Here is a 17,397-nt window from a genome sequence, read left to right on the forward strand (position 1 = left end):
TGTTTTGCAACAGACGACGGACGGGTTACAGTGTTCGCGCAGAAGACGATCCCCGGAAAAGGAGCAGTGATGTTTACCGTTTACCACTCAAATCAGCTGGATTTGCTGAAATCGCTGGCGGCCTGGCAGATTGAAAACCAGCCGCTGCGCGATCCTTTCCAGTCCGAAGTGGTGCTGGTGCAGAGTCCGGGGATGGCACAGTGGCTGCAGATGTCGCTGGCGGAGCAGTTTGGCATTGCCGCTAATATCGCGTTTCCGCTGCCCGCCACATTTATCTGGGATATGTTTGTCCGCGTGTTGACGGATATCCCGAAAGAGAGCGCGTTTAACAAGTCAGGCATGAGCTGGAAGCTGATGGCGATCCTGCCCGATATGCTGACGCGCGATGAATTTGCCATGCTCAGTCACTATCTGACTGATGATGAGGACAAGCGCAAGTTATTCCAGCTTGCCTCACGTGTAGCAGACCTGTTTGACCAGTATCTGGTCTACCGGCCTGAATGGCTGAACAGTTGGGAAAAGGGGCTTAGCGTTGACGGTTTGGGTGAAGCGCAGCAGTGGCAGGCTCCGCTGTGGGCCGCGCTGGTAGAGTATACCCGCGAGCTGGGGCAACCTGAGTGGCACCGTGCCAATCTCTACTCGCGCTTTATTTCTGCGCTGGAAAAGAGCCACGAGCGCCCGGCCGATCTGCCTGACCGCGTGTTTATCTGCGGCATCTCCGCGCTGCCTCCGGTGTATCTGCAAGCCCTGCAGGCACTGGGTAAACATATTGATATTCATCTGCTGTTCACCAATCCCTGCCGTCAGTACTGGGGCGATATTCAGGACTATGCTTTTCTGGCGAAGCTACAAAGCCGGCGGCGTCAGCATTACCAGCAACAAAGCGAAAGCTCGCTTTTCCGCCAGGCGGATGCTTCCGGCCTGTTTAACGAGGCGGGCGAACAGCAGCTCAGCAATCCTCTGCTGGCTTCATGGGGCAAGCTGGGGCGCGACAACCTGTTTCTGCTGGCGCAAATGGAGTGCCAGGAGATTGACGCCTTTGTGGATATCGAACCGGTCTCCCTGCTGAAAAGCCTGCAGCATGACTTGCTGGAGCTGGAAGACAGGGCGGTGATTGGGCTGAAGCAGGAAGAGTGGGAAACCAGCCGTAATAAGCGGCTTCTGGATCCTGCAGATCGTTCGGTGAGCATTCACCTTTGTCACAGCCCGCAGCGCGAGGTTGAGGTTTTGCAGGATCGGCTGCTGGATATGATGACCAAAGATCCCGGTCTCTCCCCGCGAGACATTATTGTGATGGTGTCGGATATCGACGCCTACACGCCCTTTATCCAGGCGGTGTTTGGCAACGCTCCGTCTGAACGCTATCTGCCATTTTCAATTTCCGACCGGCGAGCCAGCCAGGCCCATCCGGCGTTACAGGCATTTATCTCTCTGCTCAGCCTGCCGGACAGCCGCTTCACTTCGGAAGAGGTCCTTGCGCTGCTGGAGGTTCCGGCGGTTGCCGCGCATTTCTCCATTGACGAAGAGGGATTGAGACGCCTGCGGCATTGGGTGGGAGAGTCCGGTATTCGCTGGGGGTTGGATGATGATACGGTGCGGGATCTGGATCTGCCACCAACCGGCCAGCACACCTGGCAGTTCGGCCTGACAAGAATGCTGCTGGGTTACGCCATGAACAGCGAGACCGGGCACTGGCAGGGGATCCTGCCCTATGATGAATCCAGCGGGTTGATTGCCGAGCTGGCGGGAAACCTGGCGGAACTGCTGATGCGTCTTCGTCGCTGGCGTGAACAGCTGACCTCGCCGCGCGGGCTGGAGAGCTGGCTGCCGCTGTGCCGTGAATTGCTCACTGACTTTTTCACCGGAGATGCCGATACCGAAGCGGCGCTGGCGCTGATAGAAGAGCAGTGGCAGCAGGCGATTAACTACGGCATCCAGGCGCACTATCAGCAGCCAATCCCGCTGACGTTGCTGCGCGATGAACTGGCAGGCCGGCTTGATCAGGAGAGGATCAGTCAGCGCTTCCTCGCTGGACCGGTCAACTTCTGTACCCTGATGCCAATGCGTTCCATCCCTTTTAAGGTGGTGTGCCTGCTGGGAATGAACGATGGTGTTTATCCGCGGACGTTGCCGCCGCTGGGTTTTGACCTGATGAGCCAACAGCCCAAAAAAGGAGATCGCAGCCGCCGGGACGATGACCGCTATCTGTTCCTGGAGGCGCTGAATTCCGCACAGCAGCAGCTCTATATCAGTTATATCGGACGGACGATCCAGGACAACTCAGAGCGCTTCCCTTCCGTGCTGGTCAGCGAACTGGTGGAATACATCAGCCAGAGCTTCTGTCTGCCCGGTGACCAGGACCTCGACGTGGACAGCAGCGCTGCCGCAGTGGAGAAGCATCTTCAGCATCTGCACAGCCGCATGCCGTTCGCGGCTGAAAACTTCTCACCACAGGCTGAGTATCAAAGTTACGCGGCAGAGTGGTTGCCAGCAGCCAGTGCCAGCGGAGTGCCGCATCCGCCGTTTATGCAGCCGCTGCCGGAAGCGGAAATCACCGAGCTTAACTTTGAGCAACTGGTCCGCTTCTGGCGTCACCCGGTTCGGGCCTTCTTCAGCCAGCGACTGGGTGTGAGTTTCCTGCTGTCCGATCCCGAACTGCCGGATGCCGAGCCGTTCGCGCTGGACAACCTGAGCCGCTACCAGGTGAATACCCAACTGCTGAATTCACTGATTGATGATCAGCCCGCTGAACCGCTGTATGACCGGCAGCGTGCGGCCGGGAATCTGCCGTACGGCGCTTACGGCGAGCTGTTCTGGCAGGAGCAACTGGCGGATATGAATGAGCTGGCCAGCCAGATCCGGGCGCAACGTAAAGAGTCCACCAGCCGGGAAATCAATCTGCAGGTCGGTGGGCTGCAGTTGAACGGCTGGTTGCCCATGGTCCAGGATGACGGGCTGCTGCGCTGGCGTCCCGGCCAGCTGAATTTTACCGATGGCCTGGCGCTGTGGCTTGAGCATCTGGTTTACTGTCTCTCTGGCGGAACCGGTGAAAGCCGTATGTATGGCCGTAAAGAGAGCCAGTGGCGTTTCCCGGCGTTGCAGCCGGAGCAGGCGGGTGAATGGCTGGAGCGTTACGTTGCCGGATACCGGCAGGGCATGTCTGCGCCGTTGCTGCTGCTGCCCCGCACCGGTGGAGCCTGGCTGCAGGCCAGCTTTGATGAAAAATCCCTGACCGTTCTGCATGATGAAGGCACTCAGGCAAAAGCGCGAATAAAACTGCTGCAGGCCTGGCAGGGGAATATGCAGGTGGAGGGTGAGAGTAGCGATCCCAGTCTGGCACGCCTGTTCCGCACGCTGGATGAGGACACCGTTCAGGTTATTACGGCTAACGCGGAAGCCTGGCTGCTGCCGCTGCTGCAGATCAATGACATTAAGTCAGACATCCTGTAGTGTTACTTTATAACCTTATTTTTCGAGTTTTTTTCTGCTCGCTTATCAAACACAGCCGAAAGTGAGCTTTCTGGGATAAACATCTGTCGTTTTGTGCGTTGCGCAGGCCTGACAGAAGATTAGAACGTTGAGGAGTTTGAATGCGTCGTTATGCAGTCTGGTTCACCACTCTGTTTCTGCTTGTCACCTTCTGGAGTCCACTGACTCAGGCGCAACCAGGCTGGCAGCCGATCCCTGAAACGATCCGCAAAAGTGAAAAAGATCCGCGCCAGTATCAGGCTATCCGCCTTGATAACGGCATGACGGTGCTGCTGGTTTCCGATCCGCAGGCGACCAAATCCCTGTCGGCGCTGACTATCCCGGTGGGATCGCTGGAAAACCCGCGTAACCAACAGGGGCTGGCGCACTACCTCGAGCACATGCTGCTGATGGGCTCAAAACGCTATCCACAGCCTGATAACCTCGCTGAATTCCTCAAAAAGCACGGCGGTAGCCACAATGCCAGCACTGCGTCTTATCGAACGGCCTTCTACCTTGAGGTGGAAAATGACGCGCTGGAGCCTGCCGTTGACCGGCTGGCGGACGCCATTGCCGAGCCGCTGCTGGACCCGGTCAATGCGGACCGCGAGCGCCATGCGGTGAATGCTGAACTGACCATGGCCCGCTCCCGTGATGGCCTGCGTATGGCACAGGTGGGGGCAGAAACGCTTAACCCTGAACACCCAGGTTCACTGTTTTCAGGAGGGAATCTGGAAACGCTTAAGGACAAACCGGACAGCAACCTGCATCAGGCTCTGAAAGGTTTTTACCATCGTTACTATTCCGCGAATCTGATGAAAGCGGTGATCTACAGTAGCAAACCGCTGGAAGAACTGCAGAAAATCGCCGCCAATACTTATGGACGTGTGGATAATCGTAATGCCACGGTGCCAGATATCACCGTGCCGGTAGCGACCGATAAGCAGAAAGGCATCATTATCCACTACGTGCCTGCCCAGCCGCGTAAGCAGCTGAAAATTGAATTCCGTATCGAAAATAACAGCGACAAATTCCGCAGCAAAACCGACACGCTGATTGCCTACCTGATTGGTAACCGTAGTAAAAATACGTTGTCCGACTGGCTGCAAATCAGCGGTCTGGCCGACTCGATTGATGCCGGAGCCGATCCGGTCATTGACCGTAACGGTGGGGTGTTCTCCATTTCCGTTTCGCTGACCGATAAAGGGCTGGCTAACCGCGATGAGGTGATTGCGGCAGTGTTCAGCTATCTGAATAAGCTGCGCACCGGCGGTATCGATAAACGTTATTTCGATGAAGTGGCGCATGTTCTGAACCTGGACTTCCGCTACCCGTCCATCACCCGCGATATGGATTACATCGAGTGGCTGGCTGACACTATGCTGCGTGTACCGGTTGCTGACACCCTGGATGCGCCTTATATCGCCGATCGGTACGATCCGGTGGCGATTAAAGCCCGGCTGGACGGCATGACGCCGCAAAATGCCCGCATCTGGTTTATCAGCCCGGACGAGCCACATAACAAGATGGCTTACTTTGTTAATGCACCTTATCAGGTGGATACCATCACTCCGCAGCGCTTTGCCGACTGGCAGGCCGCCAGCGATAAAATCTCTCTGTTACTGCCGGTGCTTAACCCGTACATTCCGGACGATTTCACGCTGATTAAATCCGATCGCAAGTATGACCATCCGGAGGAGCTGGTTAACCAGCCAGGCCTGCGCGTGTTCTATATGCCGAGCCAGTATTATGCTGACGATCCAAAGGCCAATATCACGCTCTCGCTGCGTAACAAAGAGGCGATGAGCACGGCGAAAAATCAGGTGATGTATGGTCTGAATGATTATCTGGCCGGTCTGGCGCTGGATGAGCTGAACTCGCAGGCTTCCGTTGGTGGCATCAGTTTCTCCACCAGTGAGGATGATGGTGTCACCTTCAACGCCAGCGGCTTTACGCAGCATCTGCCGGAGTTGATGAAAGCGTTACTGAAAAGCTATGCCACTTACCAGCCGACGCAGCAGCAGCTGGATCAGGCCAAATCCTGGTACCTTCAGCAACTGGCTGCTGCAGAGAAAGGCAAAGCCTTCGAGCTGGCAATCCAGCCTGCGCAGATGCTGTCACAGCTGCCGTATACCCAGCGTGCAGAGCGCCGCAAACTGGTCCCTGAAATTACCCTGCAGGATCTGGATGCCTATCGCAAAATGCTGCTGGAGAAATCGACCCCGGAGATGATGGTGGTCGGCAATATGACGGCGGACAGCGTAAAATCGCTGGCCAGTGACGTAAAAGCCCAGCTGAACTGCTCAGGCGAAAGCTGGTGGCACAGCCAGTATCTCTTTATCGACAAGAAAACGTCAGCCAATCTGCAGCAGGCAGGCAGCAGCACTGATTCCGCGCTGGCCGCGCTCTATATCCCGCTGGGCTACGAGGAATATACCAGCGTGGCCAGCAGCGCCATGCTCAGCCAGATTATCCAGCCGTGGTTCTACAACCAGCTGCGTACTGAAGAGCAGCTCGGTTACGCGGTGTTCTCTTTCCAGATGCCGGTCGGTCGTCAGTGGGGAATTGGCTTCCTGCTGCAGAGTAACGTCAGGCAACCGGCTTACCTGCTGACCCGTTTCCAGGCATTTTATCCGACCGCCGAGAAGCGTCTGCGTGAGATGAGCAAAGAAGATTTTGCTCAGTATCAGGCGGCGATGATCAACGAACTGAAGCAGCGCCCGCAAACGCTGGATGAAGAGGCCGGACGTTTCAGCAAAGACTTTAACCGTGAAAACTACAACTTCGACACGCGCGCCAAAGTGATTGCGCAGATCCAGGCGCTGACGCCAGAAAAACTGGCTACCTTCTTCCATGATGCGGTGATTGCTCCGCAGGGCCTGATGCTGCTGTCGCAGATCTCCGGCAGCCAGCACGACAAGGCGGATTATGCTGCGCCCGAAGGTTTCACCACCTGGCAGGAAGTGTCGAAACTGCAACAGTCTTTCCCGGTGAAAAGTGATAAGCCATGACAGCAGCCCAGCGTCTTGATCCCCTGACGCTGCCGCTGCAGGGCGAAAGGCTGATCGAGGCCTCGGCGGGTACCGGAAAGACCTTCACCATCGGGCTGCTTTATCTGCGGCTGCTGTTGGGGCTGGGTGGTGAAGCTGCTTATGCCCGACCGCTGGCAGTGGAAGAGATCCTGGTGGTGACATTTACCGAGGCGGCCACTGCTGAGCTGCGTGGCCGTATCCGCGAGAATATTCACCAGCTGCGAATTGCCTGCGTCCGTGGTCACTCTTCAGATGGCATGTTGAGCCTGCTGCTGCAGGAGATCGGCGATCTGCCACAGGCCGCTGCTCAGCTGCTGGCCGCCGAACGGCAGATGGATGATGCCGGGATATTCACCATCCACGGCTTCTGCCAGCGCATGCTGAACCTTAATGCGTTTGAGTCCGGCATGCTGTTTGAGCAGCAGCTGATAGAGGATGAATTTCCCCTGCGGCGTCAGGCAGCGGCGGATTTCTGGCGTCGCAACTGCTATCCGTTGCCGCTGCCGATTGCCCGGGTGATGACCCAGATGTGGCAGGGACCGGAACAGCTGCTGGCAACGCTCTCACCGTGGCTGAACGGCGAAGCCCCATCGCTGAAGTATCCGCCAGATCTGCAGGAAACCTTTACGGAGCGCCATGAGAAAATCATCGCGCAGATTGACCAGCTGAAAGCCGCGTGGCTGGCGGCGGGTAATCTGCACGATCTGATTGCCCTGTCAGGCGTGGACAAGCGCAGTTACAGCAGTAAGCACTTACCAAACTGGCTGGAAAAACTCACCCAGTGGGCGCAGGAAGAGACGACCGACTATGCCTTTCCGAAAGAACTTGAGCGCTTTGGTCAGCGGATACTGCTGGAGAAGACCAAAAAAGGGGAGCCGCCTCAGCATCCCTTGTTTGATCAGATCGACCGTTTTCTCGCGGAGCCGCTGTCGATGCGCGATCTGGTGATTGCCCGTGCCCTCAGCGAAATTCGTTTTGCCACGCAGAAAGAGAAGCGGCTCAACGCACTGCTGGGCTTCGACGACCTGCTGGGCAGGCTGGACAGCGCTCTGCATCAGCCCGGTGGAGAGGCACTTGCCGCGGCTATTCGGGGGCGCTATCCGGTCGCGCTGATTGATGAATTCCAGGATACGGATCCGCAGCAGTACCGTATCTTCCGCACGCTGTATGCCCGGCAGCCTGACAATGCGCTGCTCCTGATTGGCGACCCCAAGCAGGCAATTTATGCCTTTCGCGGTGCGGATATCTTCACCTATATGAAGGCGCGTAACGAAGTTAGCGCCCACTACACCCTTGAGACAAACTGGCGCTCGTCTCCGGCGATGGTTAACAGTGTCAATCAGCTGTTCAACCGCCAGGAAAATCCCTTCCTGTTCAGTGAGATCCCTTTTATTGCCGTGCAGTCTGCCGGGCCAAATGCCGCATTGCGCTTTATGGTGGATGGGAAAGAGCAACCCGCGTTGCGCTTCTGGTTACAGCCGGGTGATGGCGTGGGGGTAAGTGATTACCAACAATTTATGGCCCGCCAGTGCGCGGCCGAGATCTGCCACTGGCTGACTGCCGGGCAGCAGGGCACGGCGCTGATTGGTAAAGGTGATAAGCTCAGCCCGGTGCAGGCATCAGATATCACCATTCTGGTTCGCAGTCGGGGCGAAGCTTCGGTCATGCGTGAAGCGCTGAATGGCCTCAACATCCCGTCCGTTTATCTCTCCAGTCGCGACAGCGTGTTCACCACTCAGGAAGCCCGTGAAATGCTGTGGTTGCTGCAGGCTGTGCTGGCTCCTGAGCAGGAGCGAATCTTACGCAGTGCGCTGGCGACCAGCATTTTTGGTCTGGATGCATTGACGCTGGAGGCCCTCAGCCAGGACGAACGGCAGTGGGATGCACTGGTGGACGAATTCGACCGCTACCGGCAGCGCTGGCTGAAGCGTGGCGTACTGCCGATGTTGCGTGAGCTGATGGCGCACTGGCAGATAGCCGAAAACCTGCTGGCCTCGGAAAGCGGAGAGCGGCGTCTGACAGATTTGCTGCACCTGGGCGAACTGTTGCAGGAGGCATCCGCACAGCTGTACAGCGAGCATGCGCTGGTGCGCTGGCTGGCGCAGGAAGTGGCACAGCCCAACGGTCAGTCGGCCAGCCAGCAGCTGCGGCTGGAGAGCGACCGTCATCTGGTGCAGATTGTCACCATCCATAAATCCAAAGGGTTACAGTATCCGCTGGTCTGGCTGCCCTTTGTCGCCAATTACCGCGAGGCTGGACAGGGCATCTATCATGACCGGCAGAGTTTCCAGGCTTTGCTGGATTTACACGATGATGTCGAGAGTATTGAGCTGGCAGAGCAGGAGCGGCTGGCGGAAGATCTGCGCCTGCTCTACGTTGCCCTGACCCGTTCGGTCTGGCACTGCAGCGTGGGTATTGCGCCTCTTGTGAAGGGCAACCGGAAAAAAGAGGGTGCCAGCGATCTGCACCACAGTGCGGTTGGCTATCTGCTTCAGCGGGGGGAAGCCGCTGATGCCTCTCAACTGCGGGAGCTGCTGCTGGCGCTGGAAAATGACGCAATAGTGGTCACGCAGGCAGTAGCCCCGGCGAGCGAACCCTGGCAGCCAGTGCAGGCTACCCTGCCGGAGCTTGGCAGCCTGCAAATTAACCGGTCGCTGCGCGACGAGTGGCGGGTGACCAGTTATTCGGGCCTCCAGCAGCAGGGGCATTCCGCCACTTTCGATTTGTTGCCGCGTCTGGATGTGGATGCGGCAGGTGAGGCGCATGGCCAGCAAGTTGCGCAGCTCACGCCACATACTTTTCCGCGAGGGGCTGCACCGGGGACGTTTCTTCACAGCTTGTTTGAAGTACTGGATTTTACCCAACCTGTGGATGAGGCGTGGCTGGGCGAACAGCTGGCTGCGCAGGGGCACGATCCCGCCTGGCTGCCGGTGATGACCGAATGGCTGGAACGTGTGCTGAAAACGCCGCTGGATGATTCTGGTGTCAGCCTGAACCAGCTTCCGGACACCAGCCGTCAGGTTGAGCTGCAATTTTATCTGCCCATCCAGCGCCTGCTGAGTGCTGACAGCCTCGATAAGCTGGTGCGCCGCTATGACCCGCTGTCGGCAGGTTGCCCGCCGCTGAATTTCCAGCAGGTTCAGGGCATGCTTAAGGGATTTATCGACCTGGTCTTCTGCTGGCAGGGAAAATATTATCTGCTGGATTACAAATCAAACTGGCTGGGCGAGTCGGGTGAGGATTACACCCCAACGGCAATGGCGCAGGCCATGCAGTCGCACCGGTACGATCTGCAATATCAGCTTTATACGCTGGCGCTGCACCGCTATCTGCGGCACCGCCTGGTGGATTACGACTATCAGCAGCATTTTGGCGGTGTCATTTACCTGTTCCTGCGCGGCGTGGACGGTACTGCCAGTGAGAACGGTGTGTATCGCACCCGGCCGCAGGCAGAGTTTGTTGCCTCGCTGGATGCTTTGTTTGCCGGTAAAGAAGGGGAAGAAGGATGAGCGGAATGGCTGAGCTGCTGATGGCGGCCTGCGACCAGCGGCTGCTGCGTTCTCTGGACGTTCAGTTCGCCCGCATGATTGCCGGTGCTGATCAGCCCGCGCTGATGCTGGCGGCTGCCTGTGTCAGCGCTGAGGCAGGGGAAGGGCATGTCTGCCTGCCTCTGAGCGGGTTTACTGAACCGCTGTTATTTGGCGGACGCCATCCGGAACTGGCCCGTCAGCTCTGGCAGATGGCCGGAGAGCCTGACTGGGACACCCTTCTGCCAGCGGCTGAGGCGGTGAGCGATGGCTCCCGTGCGACGCCGCTGGTGCTGCACCAGCAGCGCCTTTATCTGCACCGGATGTGGCAGTCTGAGGGGCAGGTGGCACGATTTATCATTAAAGATGCGCCGCTGGCTGGTTTCGATGAAGGCCGCCTGCGGGCTGCGCTGGATCGCCATTTCGGCCAGCAGCCCGAAGACTGGCAGAAAATTGCTGCGGCAGTCGCTATCACCCGTCAGATTGCGGTGATTTCCGGCGGACCGGGTACCGGAAAAACCACCACCGTGGCAAAGTTGCTGGCTTCACTACTGGAGCTTTCAGCCGGGGTTCTGCGTATTCGTCTTGCCGCGCCGACCGGTAAAGCCGCCGCGCGCCTGACGGAGTCGCTGGGCAAAGCCCTGCAACGGCTGGACGTCAGCGAGGCTGAAAAGCAGCGTTTTCCTGCCGAGGCCACCACCTTACACCGGCTGCTCGGTGCAGTACCCGGCAGCCAGCGCATGCGTTATCACGCGGGTAACCCACTGCATCTGGATTTGTTGATAGTAGACGAGGCCTCGATGGTCGATCTGCCGATGATGGCCAATCTGATCGCCGCCCTGCCGCCGCAGGCAAGGGTGATTTTCCTTGGTGACCGCGATCAGCTGGCCTCAGTGGAAGCAGGCGCTGTGCTGGGCGATATCTGTCGCTGCGCTGAAACGGGTTACAGCAGCCAGAGGGCTGAAGAGCTGATGCGGCTTACCGGTTGTGTGGTTGACGGGAACGAAAATCCGTCCGCGCCCGCTGTGAGGGACAGCATTTGCCTGTTGCGTAAAAGCTACCGCTTTGATGCCTTCTCCGGGATCGGGCAGTTGGCGCTGGCCGTGAATGCCGGTGATATCCGCCTGGTGGAGAAAGTCTTTGCTGCAGGGTTCGGCGATATTGAACGATTCTCTCTCAGCAGCAGCGAAGAGTACCTGCATCTTCTGGACAGCTGTGTTGCAGGTTATCAGGACTATCTGTTGCTGCTGGGGCAGGGTGCGATGCCTGAGCAGGTGATAGAGGCTTTTGGCCGTTTCCAGCTGTTGTGCGCGCTGCGCGAGGGACCATTTGGTGTCATGGGGCTCAACGAACGAATTGAGGCGTCGCTGCAGAAGAAAAGGCTGATCCAGCGTGCCAGTGCCAGCGGCAAATGGTATGTCGGCCGCCCGGTGATGATTGCCCGTAATGACAGCACACTGGGGTTGTTTAATGGGGACATTGGTATTGCGATGAATGATGAGGAAGGATCGCTGAAGGTATTTTTCCCGCTGCCCGATGGCACCATTAAAGCGGTGCAACCCAGCCGGTTGCCGCCGCACGATACCGCTTTCGCCATGACCGTGCATAAATCACAGGGGTCTGAATTCGATCATACCCTGCTGGTACTGCCGGGTCAGTTCACGCCGGTGCTGACCCGTGAACTGGTCTATACCGCCATTACCCGGGCAAAACAGCGCCTGACTTTATATGTCGATAGTGGCGTGTTTAATAACGCGGTGAAAATGCGCACTCTGCGCCGCAGTGGCCTGGTTGAACGACTGCAAGAATAAAACTCACGACTGAATATTTTTATTAACTATTTTTATTTCAGGTTTCCCGGAAAGGATTTTGGGGAATTATCTTTGCTATTTTTTTTTTTGAATATTGTTTCCTTTTTTTTTGGTTAATTAAGATTTTATGCCTGTTTTTATCGTTCACAGATATGCTATAAATTATTTTTTCCAAGGAAAAAAAGAAAAGAAAAGAAAATTAAATGGAAATGTACTGGATTATCAACCTGTCTCTTTGCGCACTGGGTATTCTTGAAGTGTTCCTTGCCAAACGGGAAAAAACGCGATGGCTGCGCATGTATATATACTTTATCGTGGTTTGTGTCGTTTTTATTTTTGGCGGCATTCGGGATGTTCACTCCGGCGTTGATGACTACCAGTACCGAAGATTTTTCCAGGAGTTCAACGCAAAAATCACTATTCTGGGACTGGTTTTGGCGATGGATCAGTTTCGCTATGAGCCAGCCATTTATTTGATCTCCTGCCTGGTCAGGATATTCACCACTAATGCTGATGTGTTTATCTTTTTTTATTGCATGATCTCCGTCTGCGTCAATGCGCACTTTTTCAGAAAGCTTTCACCGTTACCGATTGTTGCGCTGGCAGTCTATTCAGCCCATCTGTTTATTAACAAAGACCTGAACCAGATCCGCTTCGGACTCAGCTCCGCTTTTTTTCTGGGATTTGTCTATCACCTGAGCATCAGGAACAAGGCCGGGAGCGCAGGGTTACTGTTTCTCTCATTTATCAGCCATGCCACAGCGATCGTCGCTTTGTTAATCCCTGCCGCACTGATACTTAAAAAAAACAAATATATTCCGACAGCCATTGTCCTGGTCTGTATTCCGCTGGCTATGATGGGGAGTCAGTCGGTGATTGCCTTTATCTCGTCCCACCTTGGCTCACTGGGAGAACGGGCAATGGGCTATGCCGATCGGGATTCGGCACAGGAACAGGGAATTTTCACCTTATCTAATCTCAAAAAAATTCTGTTTGTTTTTATTTACAGCGCATTGCTGTTGAATGACAAGATTAAAAATAGCGCGCCTGAGAGGTTTGCATTTTTTTACCTTCTGGTACTGACTTTTGCAATCGGTAGCGGATTGAGAATGGCACTGCAGGATTATGCCTCCGGGGGACGACTGGCGAATTGTATTCTGCAAGTTGAACCCGTGTTGCTCTCCATTTGCGTATTTGAATGCCGGAGAATCCTGCGCGTTATCGCGCTTACGATAACGGTACTGATGCTCCTGTATTACCTCTATTACAACACCGTCGCCAGAAAACAGTCCGTTACTGGCTATCATGTATCCGGGACTTTTATGCTGATCCATCCGGTTTAGCGTTTTAAGCAGTTACCACGGAAGTTAGCCTGATTGTGCCGTCTGTTCAGGGCGTTGAAAGGAAGCAGACAGATGAGTAATAAAAATAATTTTGACCTGGTGAGACTGGTTTTGGCTTTTATTGTCCTGCTGGTTCATGCGGCGGCGGTTTCGCGTTCTGAGTCACTACGTTTTCTGTTGCACCTGTTCAGCGGCAGCTTTGCAGTAAAAGGTTTTTTCGCTATCAGCGGTTATCTGATTGCCCTCAGTTTTCAGCGATGCAGGTCATGGCGCGATTATGCTGAAAAACACGCCCGGCGTATTATTCTTGCCTATCTGCTTACTATTGTTGCCTGCATTATCAGCGGTGCAGCTCTGACTTCTTATCCGCTGAGCGAGTTCTTTATCAGTAAAACCACGCTGAAATATGCCCTGGCCAATATCAGCTTTATGAATTTTATTCAGCCCTCGCTGCCCGGTGTGTTTCTCAACAATCCCGTCCAGTCAATGGACGGTTCGCTGTGGACCATTAAGGCAGAGCTGACGTTGTATGCGCTGTTGCCGCTGGTTTTTCCTTTGATGAAATCCCGGCCGTTCACCTGTTGGCTGATTATTTACCTGATCTCCTGCGGCTGGTTTTACTATTTCACCTGGGTCTACAGCGGGGCTAAAGCGGATATGCTGGCAAAGCAATTTGTCAGCCTGTCCAGCTACTTTTTCTTCGGCACGCTGGTTGCCCTCAGTGGGCGGGTGGCTGACAGACTCAGGGAGATCGCGGTGATTTCACTGGTGCTGTTTATTCTTTCCAGAGATACGATGCTGTCCCAGCTGGTCCAGCCGGTGGCGTTCTCATCGGTAGTCCTGCTGTTTTGTCTGGGGATGTTTAAACAAGTGCCCGCAGGCCGCTATGGTGATTTCTCATACGGTGTGTATCTGTTTCACTGGCCGGTGATTCAGGTGCTGATTGACAGGGGATGGTATTCCGCCAGTCCATGGGGTGGGCTGGTGTTAACCGTGTTGATTACTACCCTGCTGGCGGTGATTTCCTGGTACTTCTTTGAGAAGCGATTCCTGAAAAAAAACCGGCACCCCACAGCAAAGGGAGGATGCCCGCCGCGGGGCAGACTCTGGAATAAATCAGGCACGGTAAGGTGCCCGGGGTGGAGAAGGTGATTTCGTACCTGATTGCAGAAACTCACTGAAGGCGGAAGAATGCCTGCGCTTCAGGCAAGACGGGCATGGCGCAGGTCGGCCATCAGCACCTTGGAGCGGCGCTGATAGTTGTACATCTGCTTTTTACTTTCCGGCAGCAGTTCAATATCCACCGGCATAAAGCCGCGCTCCTGGAACCAGTGAATGCTGCGGGTGGTCAGTACGAACAGCTTTTTCAGCCCCATCTGACGAGCCTGTAGCGCAACCCGTTCCAGCAGAGCTTCCCCGCGCGATGAGCTGCGGTAATCCGGATGCACCGCCACGCAGGCCATCTCGCCAATCTGCTCTTCCGGGAACGGGTACAGTGCAGCACAGCCGATGGTCAGATTATCACGCTCGATAATGGTGAACTTGTCGATCTCCATCTCCAGCTGCTCGCGCGAGCGTCGCACCAGAATACCCTGCTGCTCCAGCGGGCGGATCAGCTCCAGAATACCGCCGATATCATTGATGGTGGCACGGCGAATCTGCTCAGCGCTCTCCATTACGATCTGCGTACCAATACCATCACGGGAGAACAGCTCCTGCAGCAGGGCACCATCTTCCTGATAGCTGATCAGATGGCTGCGGCGCACGCCGCTGCGGCAGGCTTTCACTGCACCGCGCAGGAAACGCACCGTGCCGGAAAGATAGTCATCACTCTTTTCCAGCTCTTCAATACGCTGCTGGGCTTCATTGGGGAACAGCTCGGAGATAATATCCCCTTCGCCGTCGGTGACACCCTGCTCGGAGCAGAAGCCGATCATCTTCTCGGCCTTCAGCTTGATTGCCAGCTGGGTGGCAACTTCTTCCGAGGTCAGGTTAAAGCTCTCACCGGTGACGGAAACGGCTACCGGACCCATCAGCACGATAGCACCGCTGTCGAGCTGGCGATGAATCGCTTCTTCATCAATACGGCGGATGCGCCCGCTGTGGCAGTAGTCCACGCCATCATCCACGCCCAGCGGCTGCGCGATAATAAAGTTACCGCTCACCACGTTAATGTGCGCACCCTGCAGTGGAGTATTGTTGAGGCTCATCGACAGGCGGGCGGTGATATCCAGCTGCAGACGGCCAGCAGCCTGCTTCACCAGCTCCAGCGACTGGGCATCCGTCACGCGGGTGTGTTTATGGTACAGCGGTTCCAGATGATGTTCGGCCAGGTTGGCATCGATTTGCGGTCGTGCACCGTACACCACCACCAGGCGGATGCCCAGGCTGTGCAGCAGGCCAATATCATTGACGATGCCTGAAAAGTTTTCATGCTCAATGGCTTCACCACCCAGCATAATGACAAACGTTTTACCACGGTGGGCATTGATATAGGGGACGGTATGACGAAACCCCTGAACCAGCTCGGTACTCCGTTCCTTCACGACTAATCCTCTATGAATTATTATTCGCTAAAAGTGTATTTTTATTCTTTTATCGCTCAGGCGCAAGGGGCAATTCGTTACGCCTCTGTTTAACTGTAGCGTGAAAAAGATCTTATTTGGTACGCCGGAGGGCTATTTCCTGGTGACACTATCAGCAGGATTCGCTAAAGTTTTCGAACTTGGTAGTTATTTGGCTTTATTTTCCTTAAAAAAACAGCAATCAGATTGGAGTGGCATGTCAGATTTACCTTCGCCAGGCCGACGCCGGTGGTTAAAAAGCGCGGGGGCAGTATTGCTGCTCAGCGTCAGTAAAGTGGGCCTTGCGGCCACCAGCCATGTGGTCGCCATCCGCATCTGGCCTTCTTCGACCTACTCCCGCTTAACGCTTGAATCCAACACCCCACTGAAATACAAACAGTTCGCCCTGAGTCATCCTGAGCGCGTAGTCGTGGATATCGATAATCTGCACCTGAATCACGTGCTGAACGGGGTGGCAAACCTGGTGCGCAGCGACGATCCCTATATTAAAAATGCGCGGGTTGGCCAGTTCGACAAAAACACGGTGAGGCTGGTGCTGGAGCTGAAGCAAAACGTCACGCCAAAGCTTTTCACGCTGGATCCGGTTGCCGGGATCAAATACCGCCTGGTGCTGGACCTCTATCCGGCAAAGGGGAAAAGTTATCAGCATGAGGACGATCCGCTGCTGGCGTTGCTGGAGGATTACAACAAAGGCAATCTTGATAAAGATCAGCCGCCAAAAGCACCACTGCCGGGAAAAGCCGGGAAAGATCGCCCGATTGTCATCATGCTCGATCCGGGGCATGGCGGTGAGGATCCCGGGGCGACAGGAAAGAATAAGACGCGCGAAAAAGACATTGTGCTGAAAATTGCCCGTCGGCTGAAAGTGTTGATCGACAAAGAGCCGAACATGCGGGCATACATGACCCGCAATGAAGACGTTTTTATTCCGCTGAAGGTGAGGGTAGCCAAAGCCCGTAAGCTGCGTGCCGACCTGTTCATTTCCATTCATGCTGATGCCTTTACCAACCGGGCAGCACGAGGTTCCTCCGTTTTTGCACTGTCCACCAAAGGAGCCACCAGTACCGCAGCGCGCTATCTGGCACAGACGCAGAACGAATCAGACCTGATTGGTGGTGTCAGCATGAGCGGTGACCGCTATCTCGACCATACCATGTTCGATATGGTGCAGAGCCTGACCATCAATGACAGCCTGAAGTTCGGCAAAGAGGTGCTGTCACGTTTGGGCAAAGTGAACCATCTGCATAAGAAAACGGTGGATCAGGCCGGATTTGCGGTACTGAAGGCACCGGATATTCCGTCGATACTGGTGGAGACGGCCTTTATCAGCAATCTGGAAGAGGAGCGTAAACTGCGCACTACTCGTTTTCAGCATCAGGTGGCTGAGTCGATTCTGGGCGGAATTAAGGCCTGGTTTGCCAGCGGGGCAGCTCTGACGCCGGGGAAATAGCGGGCTATCCGGGCGGGTGCTGACTCGCCTGGAAAGAGTTTGAAAGAGGCAGGGAGAAATGCTCAAACGCCAGAAACAAAAAAACACCCGTTAAGGTGTTAAATTGGTTGCGGGAGCCGGATTTGAACCGACGACCTTCGGGTTATGAGCCCGACGAGCTACCAGGCTGCTCCATCCCGCG

At 55.5% G+C, this 17,397-nt stretch carries 8 protein-coding genes and 1 tRNA gene; 7 read left to right on the plus strand and 2 right to left on the minus strand.

What is annotated here, in order from left to right:
• The first annotated feature begins 69 nt into the window (after positions 1–69).
• The 6 genes from recC to AC3Y5R_RS05880 all read left to right on the plus strand — a co-directional run bounded on the left by recC (position 70) and on the right by AC3Y5R_RS05880 (position 14,333).
• Positions 70–3,450: an exodeoxyribonuclease V subunit gamma gene (gene recC, locus AC3Y5R_RS05855; protein WP_489920540.1), complete on the plus strand. Its 3,381-nt coding sequence runs from the start codon at positions 70–72 to the stop codon at positions 3,448–3,450.
• Between the two features lie 140 nt (positions 3,451–3,590).
• On the plus strand, positions 3,591–6,479 hold the full coding sequence (gene ptrA, locus AC3Y5R_RS05860; RefSeq protein ID WP_489920541.1) for a pitrilysin: 2,889 nt from the start codon (positions 3,591–3,593) through the stop codon (positions 6,477–6,479).
• The gene (gene recB / locus AC3Y5R_RS05865) at positions 6,476–10,009 is read left to right on the plus strand and encodes an exodeoxyribonuclease V subunit beta (protein ID WP_489920542.1); all 3,534 of its coding nucleotides are present in this window, start codon (positions 6,476–6,478) and stop codon (positions 10,007–10,009) included. Before ptrA ends, recB begins: the two co-directional genes overlap by 4 nt.
• Positions 10,006–11,838 (plus strand): exodeoxyribonuclease V subunit alpha, encoded by a 1,833-nt coding sequence (recD, locus tag AC3Y5R_RS05870; RefSeq protein WP_489920543.1) that lies wholly within the window; start codon positions 10,006–10,008, stop codon positions 11,836–11,838. The genes recB and recD overlap by 4 nt, the downstream gene beginning before the upstream one ends.
• A gap of 203 nt (positions 11,839–12,041) precedes the next feature.
• Entirely contained in the window at positions 12,042–13,181 is a 1,140-nt protein-coding gene (locus AC3Y5R_RS05875; protein ID WP_489920544.1) for an EpsG family protein, read from the plus strand.
• A 72-nt stretch (positions 13,182–13,253) separates the two neighbouring features.
• Positions 13,254–14,333 (plus strand): acyltransferase family protein, encoded by a 1,080-nt coding sequence (locus AC3Y5R_RS05880; RefSeq protein ID WP_489920545.1) that lies wholly within the window; start codon positions 13,254–13,256, stop codon positions 14,331–14,333.
• Between the two features lie 50 nt (positions 14,334–14,383).
• Here AC3Y5R_RS05880 and argA read toward each other — a convergent pair whose 3' ends face one another.
• Positions 14,384–15,727, minus strand: a complete 1,344-nt coding sequence (gene argA, locus AC3Y5R_RS05885; protein ID WP_489920546.1) for an amino-acid N-acetyltransferase — start codon at positions 15,725–15,727, stop codon at positions 14,384–14,386.
• A 235-nt stretch (positions 15,728–15,962) separates the two neighbouring features.
• On the opposite strand from argA, the gene amiC reads away from it, so the two are divergent.
• Entirely contained in the window at positions 15,963–17,216 is a 1,254-nt protein-coding gene (gene amiC, locus AC3Y5R_RS05890; protein WP_489920547.1) for an N-acetylmuramoyl-L-alanine amidase AmiC, read from the plus strand.
• Positions 17,217–17,320: 104 nt separating this feature from the next.
• Here amiC and AC3Y5R_RS05895 read toward each other — a convergent pair.
• Positions 17,321–17,397 (minus strand) — tRNA-Met (locus AC3Y5R_RS05895).

It is taken from the genome of Erwinia sp. 009765445, assembly GCF_058137865.1.

Coding starts and splice junctions, on each gene's coding strand:
- recC (WP_489920540.1), top strand. CDS start 70: ATGTTTACCGTTTACCACTCAAATCAGCTGGATTTGCTGAAATCGCTG.
- ptrA (WP_489920541.1), top strand. CDS start 3,591: ATGCGTCGTTATGCAGTCTGGTTCACCACTCTGTTTCTGCTTGTCACC.
- recB (WP_489920542.1), top strand. CDS start 6,476: ATGACAGCAGCCCAGCGTCTTGATCCCCTGACGCTGCCGCTGCAGGGC.
- recD (WP_489920543.1), top strand. CDS start 10,006: ATGAGCGGAATGGCTGAGCTGCTGATGGCGGCCTGCGACCAGCGGCTG.
- AC3Y5R_RS05875 (WP_489920544.1), top strand. CDS start 12,042: ATGGAAATGTACTGGATTATCAACCTGTCTCTTTGCGCACTGGGTATT.
- AC3Y5R_RS05880 (WP_489920545.1), top strand. CDS start 13,254: ATGAGTAATAAAAATAATTTTGACCTGGTGAGACTGGTTTTGGCTTTT.
- amiC (WP_489920547.1), top strand. CDS start 15,963: ATGTCAGATTTACCTTCGCCAGGCCGACGCCGGTGGTTAAAAAGCGCG.